Source organism: Capnocytophaga sp. oral taxon 329 str. F0087 (assembly GCF_000213295.2).
Classification (GTDB): Bacteria; Bacteroidota; Bacteroidia; order Flavobacteriales; family Flavobacteriaceae; genus Capnocytophaga; species Capnocytophaga leadbetteri_A.
Genome location: NZ_KN390039.1, coordinates 1 through 6,290 on the forward strand (window position 1 = coordinate 1; position 6,290 = coordinate 6,290).

The following is a 6,290-nucleotide window of genomic DNA, read 5'->3' on the forward strand; positions in this document are numbered from 1 at the left end:
TTAAACTGATTTTAGGTGCTTCAATATAAAAAATAACGTTTGTAGCAAGAGAGTCTAAATAGAAAAAAATAACACTTTCATAAAAAAAGTTTATTTTTTATTGGTCAAATCATTTAAATATTGTATTTTTGCCCCTGAAAGAAGTAAATAATAATTGAGAATACATTTTGTTAAGAATTTGAAAGAGAGAGGTTTAATTAAAACAAATACTATGAAAAGGATTGCATTACTGCTATGCTTGTTGTGCTGTTCGGGTGCATTTGGACAGCGTGATGATATTAAAACACTATTAGCCAAAGCAAGCAAGGGCGATATAGATGCACAAGCTTACTTAGCATTTTGCTATGAAAAAGGAAACAATGTACCCCAATCTTACCCTAAAGCAGTACTTTGGTATGAAAGTGCCGCTAAAAAAGGGAATGCTAAAGCACAGACTAAATTGGGGCTTCTCACCTACAAAGGCTTAGGTACTACTCAATCGTATGCTAAGGCAGCTGAATGGTTTGAAAGAGCTGCTAATCAGGGGCTTGCTGAAGGGCAAACCAAATATGGCATTTGTTTTTACAAAGGACAAGGGGTAGCCCAGTCGGATGTGAAAGCAGTGGAATGGTGGCAGAAAGCAGCAGAACAGGATTACCCTGAGGCACAAGGTTTATTAGGCTATGCTTACTTTAGAGGTAAAGGTGTAGAACAGTCTGATGAAGTGGCTGTGCTATGGTTTGAAAGGGCTGCTATGCAGGGCGATATAGACTCGCAACGCGACCTTGGTACTTGTTATTTTCAAGGCAAAGGCGTAGACCAATCATACGAAAAAGCTGTTTATTGGTATGAAAAGGCCTCTGAACAAGGCGATAAAGAAGCGCAGATGTTATTAGGGCTTTGCTATTTCACCGGTAAAGGCGTAGCTAGGTCAGTGAATAGAGCTGTATATTGGGTAGAAAAGTCGTGCAAAAGCTATAATACTAAGGCGTGTGAATACTTAGAGAAAATAAAACCATAAACATTTGATAATTAACTATTAACAAGTAACTATTTAGTTAGATAATATTATGTTTGCAAATCTCATTTCATTTGAAGGACGCATTAGAAGAGCTGAGTTTGCTATTACTCTTATTCTTTGTTACTTCGTTAGATCTTCCTTGCTTGCTATATTTGGTGAACTCAATTTGTTGAGCAGCATATCTAGTGTTTTTTTAGTTTTGATATTTTTCTCCCAAAGTGTGAAGCGTCTACACGATATGGATCAGACAGGATGGTTAGCTATACTGCCTGTTTATAATCCTATTCTTCTACTATTTGTAGATGGTACAAGGGGCAAAAACCAATATGGTGAAGACCCTAAACGGCGTGCGCCCCTCTCTGAGACATTTAGTACCGCACATCAACCTACTCCGTCTAACTTTCCTCTGCCAGATATACCGCCTACTGAGCCACAACCTTTCTCTACGCAATCGAGTGCTACTTCTACAGCAGAAAGCTATATACCTCTTACTGATTATGTGCTAAATGCAGACGGCACGATACTACAACAGTGGCTTAACAAGCAGATTACGTTCTTGAATATGGCTGTAGATGAGCAACTCAGCCAAGTAAAAACAATAGGTAGAGATGCCTTTGACAGCTGTGAACAGTTAGGAGAAGTAATCTTGCCCTTAGATCTTCTTACTATTAATAGATATGCTTTTGATAATTGTGTGCTTTTGCATTCTATTATTTTCCCCAGTAAAATGACTTTTGTAGGGGAATATATTTTTGGTAAAAACTGTCCTAAAGTACTTATATTTAAAGGTAGAACACCCCCCATATTAGAAGGCGACTTTGGCTATAACGATGACTGTATAGAGGTGATATACGTACCTATAGGTTGCAGTGAAGCCTATAGAGAAGCGCCCAGCTGGCAGAAATACAAGCGGAAAATATTTTAATCAGCAATTTAGCAAATTGGCAAAATGAAAAGAATTTCACTCATAGCTAACTCAGGAATACAGTACATCAAATTCTCGACAGCGATTGATAAAGAATTTGGTAAGAAACCTGAAGACAAAATATATTATCACGAACCTTTTAACAATCATACTGATGAGTTCGTGCTCGACCCTCTGTACAAATATACGACAGGGGGCGAAGTGTTTTATTACCGCTATCAACAGTTGTATGAAGGAGGTTTCTTAGCTAATGGACGCATCAAAGACAATACTGACCTGTCGGTACTTTCGCCTCTGTTAGACGCTAATGAAGATGGTAATTTGCGCAGAGCCCTTAAGAGTTTTCAGCGTAAATGGATTCCGCTACCTTATTTTAAAGATAATGCTATCAACAAAGATATTTTATACCCTACTGACTGGGTGCGTATCTTTATAGATTGTGATGAGGATTTTACTACTGCTAAAATTATTATAGCAGTAGATACCTTATTGGCACAAAATGAGGCAGATAAGACCAGTCCGCAACTGAGTTTGAACATAGATGAGAACGTCTTTAGGTTAGAGCCCTCTGTACTGAATATAGCCAATGTGTTGGCTGACCCTCATTTTGCTTCGCCTTGGATAAATGATTATCTGAACGAGGTATTTTATGGTAAAAATGATGATTTGAGGGCAGAAAAACCTTATAAACAGTATATAGCTTCGTATTTGCTGTTTATAAAATGGTTGAATAGCTTGATGCAGATGCCTGAAATACAACTTTTCACCGATAGAATGAAGAAAAAAGAAGTGGATTTGGTGATAGATGTAGGTAATTCGGCTACTTGTGCGCTTCTTTTTGAGAATAAAGACGATAATTCGTTTGATTTTGAGAGTGTAAAGAAACTTATTATACAAGATTATACCCAACCAGATAAGCAATATGCTGAACCTTTCCCGATGAATGTTATCTTTTCGGAATCGAAGTTTGGCAATATTAATGATACTTCGGACAATAAGAAATTTACGGTGCCCAGCTTGGTGCGCATAGGTTGGGAGGCTGACCACCTTATTAATGCTTCGGTAACAGACCTTAGTTTGGGCTATGAGCTGAAAACCTATAATTCGAGCCCTAAGCGCTATCTTTGGGATGATGCTCCTGCTGAACGCGAATGGGAGTTCAATCCTAAAGACTACCGCAATATTAAGAAAGTATATTTAAACGGTATTACTAATCAGCTTAAAACGGATGGTGAATTAGTGCGTGGCAATGAGATGTTTATGTCGAAGCCGCTCTTCTCGCGCAAATCGCTGATGAAGTTTGTGTTTTTAGAGATATTGGTACACGCATATGCCCAGATAAACTCTTATGAATTTAGAGAGGAGCACGGACAGATGATGGTGCCCCGCACGCTGAAACGTATCACTATCTCGTGTCCGACAGCTATGATACAAGCTGAACAGGTAGCCCTACGACAAGCAGCAGAAGAGGCTTGTGAGCTACTGAAGAATTACGCTACCTATTACTTTGATGAGAACTATGAGGATTTTTGGTTTCAGAAGCCTGAAATAATCCCCTCGACTAATGATATAAGTAAAAAACTATCGCAGTTAGACACTCGTACTGATTGGAGTTATGACGAGGCTACCTGTTGTCAGCTCGTTTTTCTCTATAGCCTTATAGTGAAGAAGCTCAAAGGTAATAACTATGTGATAGAGAATTATTTGTTCAAAGGGAAAAATACACTAAAAGTAGCTTCGGTAGATATAGGAGCAGGTACTACAGATATACTTATCAACCAGTATCAACTCAGCGAAAATGGCAGAGATGCAGACCTGCTGACTCCTACACCTCTGTTTTGGGATAGTTTTAAATTTGCAGGAGACGACCTACTGAAAGACCTAATACAGAAAATTATTATAGAGGGTGAAGTGAACAGTCCAGCAGATGAAGATTGTACAGGTGTTATAGAAAACTACGGAAGGAACAAAGGCATCGGCAATATGTCGGAGCGGTTGAACAACTTCTTTGGCGAAGATGCTAATAACATCAGCTATAAAGGGAGAGTGATACGCCAAGCCTTTGTGCAACAAGTAGCTATCCCTATTGCTTTGGAGTATCTTAAAAACGCTAATCGGGTAGATGAAAATCCTCAGTATAAGACTTTTGAGGAGATTATAGGGCGCAAGTTTCAGAATACAGAACTTTTGAACTATTTTGAGAAGCATTTCGACTTTAGCTTGCTTGACTTACGTTGGAAAATAAGTGCTGATAAGGTAAATACAATAGTAGCTTCGGTATTTGATAGCCTTATACGGCAAATATGTCTGGTATTTAACCAATATCAGTGTGATTTTGTGGTATTGTCGGGTAAACCAGCTTCATTGCTCAGTTTTGAAGCTCTCTTTAAGAAATACCTTACCCTTTCGGTACGTAACCTCATAAACCTCAATAATTATTGGGTGGGCAGATGGTATCCGTTTGCTGATGGCAACGGCTTTATAAATGACCCTAAAACCGTAGTAAGTGTGGGGGCTATTGTAGCTCTAATGGCGGGTAAGCTCTTCAAAATAAAAGACCTAAAGATAGATACTACTCATATCACCCAACAGCTTATATCGACTGCGGACTATATAGTATGCCTTAAGAATAATGAGAAAGAGATGATACTATCGCCTAAGAAGAATGAAAACGAACTGATGGTTAGCAGTTTGCCTTTCCACTTTGGCTATTCTAAATTCCTTGCGAAAAACTATCCTTATGCCGATTTGTACAGCATACGTATTAATGAGGCAGAAGTGGAAGCCTATGTGCGCCGTAAGTATCCTACGCAGACTGAAGACTATATACTCCGCCAGATAGAGGTAGAGAAGAACGCTATACGGCAGCATCTGCCGCTACGAATGTCGTTAGTACGCGATTATGATGAGAGCAAAGAGACGATTAGGATAGAGTCGGTAGAAGACGCACAAGGCAATGAGAAGCCCCATAAATACTTTGTAATGCACTACCAAACCTTGAAAGACGAAAAAGGCTATTGGTTGGATAAGTGCGAATTTATACTTAATGCAAAATAACTATGAAAACAAATTATAGTCAGCAAGATATAGATACCCTAAAGCGTTTTATCACTGATAAGAAAGCATTAGTAACCCAAACAGTAGCGTGGGCAGAAAAGAATTTGAAGTACGAGCAACGCAATGAGGTATTACTGCACCTAAAATCGGCAGCTAACACCTTTAATAAGATACTGCAAAATATAGACGCTAAACCCGTGATGGCACTCTTTGGAGCCAGCCAAGTGGGGAAGTCGTACCTTATAAAAAACCTACTCAGCACCGCTAAAACACCTTTTGAGATTAGAAATGGGGCAGAGGCATATGATTTTTTGCAGCGTATCAACCCAGCAGGAGGTAAAGAAAGTACCGGATTAGTAACGCGCTTTACTATTCAGCAGGAGACTAAATATCCTGACTTTCCGCTAAAAGTACGCTTACTCAACGCTAAAGATATACTAATACTGATACTTGACGCCTTTTTCTTAGACCTGAAAAAGATAAGTTCGTTTATCTCTAAACGCGACCTTGAGGCACATATCAAACGTTATGAACTACAGACAGAAACGCCTAAACAAGAGTATCTTAATGAGTTTGACATATTAGAAATAAAGGACTATTTTGACAACCACCTCTCTAAACACACTATACTATTTGAAGGGCTGGTAGAAACACGCTTTTTTCAGCGCATAGCTAAAATTATTTCGCAGTTTGACTATACTCAGTGGAGTGCTATCTTTGAGGTGCTGTGGAATAAGAATCAGTATCTGACCGCTATATTTAACCAGCTGATGCAGAAACTGCACAGTCTTGACTACACTACTGAAGCATACTTGCGTTTTGACACCGTGTTGCGCGAAGAAGGTGCTATACTGGATGTAGAACGCATCAAACAGTTAGGAAAAGTGCAACGCGATACGGTTATTAAAACAGCTACAGGTAGAGAGGTAACCATAGATATTAATTACCTTTCGGTACTGATAATGGAGCTTATCTTCTCTATACCACCTGAGTTAGTGCACGCTAAGCCTTTCTTAGAAAACTCAGACCTGTTGGACTTCCCAGGGGCGCGCACTCGTTTGGCGATAGAAGAAGCAGGGATAGCTAATGAAGATAACCAAAAGCAGATGCTTATACGCGGTAAGGTGTCTTATCTGTTCAACCGTTATTCTGATGACTACAGTATTAATAATTTACTGTTTTGCAATAATGACAAGCAGTTAGAAATTAATGAGTTGTCATACCTTTTGTTCAACTGGATAGCCAAGAATATAGGAGATACCCAAGAGAAGCGCACTCTTACCTTAGCTAATGCTGCCATTCCGCCAC

Annotated in this window: 4 protein-coding genes; all 4 read left to right on the forward strand. The window is 39.1% G+C overall.

Going from position 1 to position 6,290, the window contains the following annotated elements:
* Positions 1 to 211 precede the first annotated feature (211 nt).
* A complete protein-coding gene (locus tag HMPREF9074_RS09835) occupies positions 212 to 1,000 on the forward strand; it encodes a tetratricopeptide repeat protein (RefSeq protein ID WP_009392137.1) in 789 nt (262 codons plus the stop codon).
* Between the two features lie 49 nt (positions 1,001 to 1,049).
* On the forward strand, positions 1,050 to 1,925 hold the full coding sequence (locus tag HMPREF9074_RS09840; RefSeq protein WP_009392138.1) for a DUF805 domain-containing protein: 876 nt from the start codon (positions 1,050 to 1,052) through the stop codon (positions 1,923 to 1,925).
* 24 nt (positions 1,926 to 1,949) lie between these two features.
* Positions 1,950 to 4,982, forward strand: coding sequence for a virulence factor SrfB (locus tag HMPREF9074_RS09845; protein WP_009392139.1), 3,033 nt, complete (start codon positions 1,950 to 1,952; stop codon positions 4,980 to 4,982).
* Positions 4,983 to 4,984: 2 nt separating this feature from the next.
* A partial coding sequence (locus HMPREF9074_RS09850) for a virulence factor SrfC family protein (protein ID WP_034540520.1) occupies positions 4,985 to 6,290 on the forward strand: 1,306 nt, incomplete at its 3' end.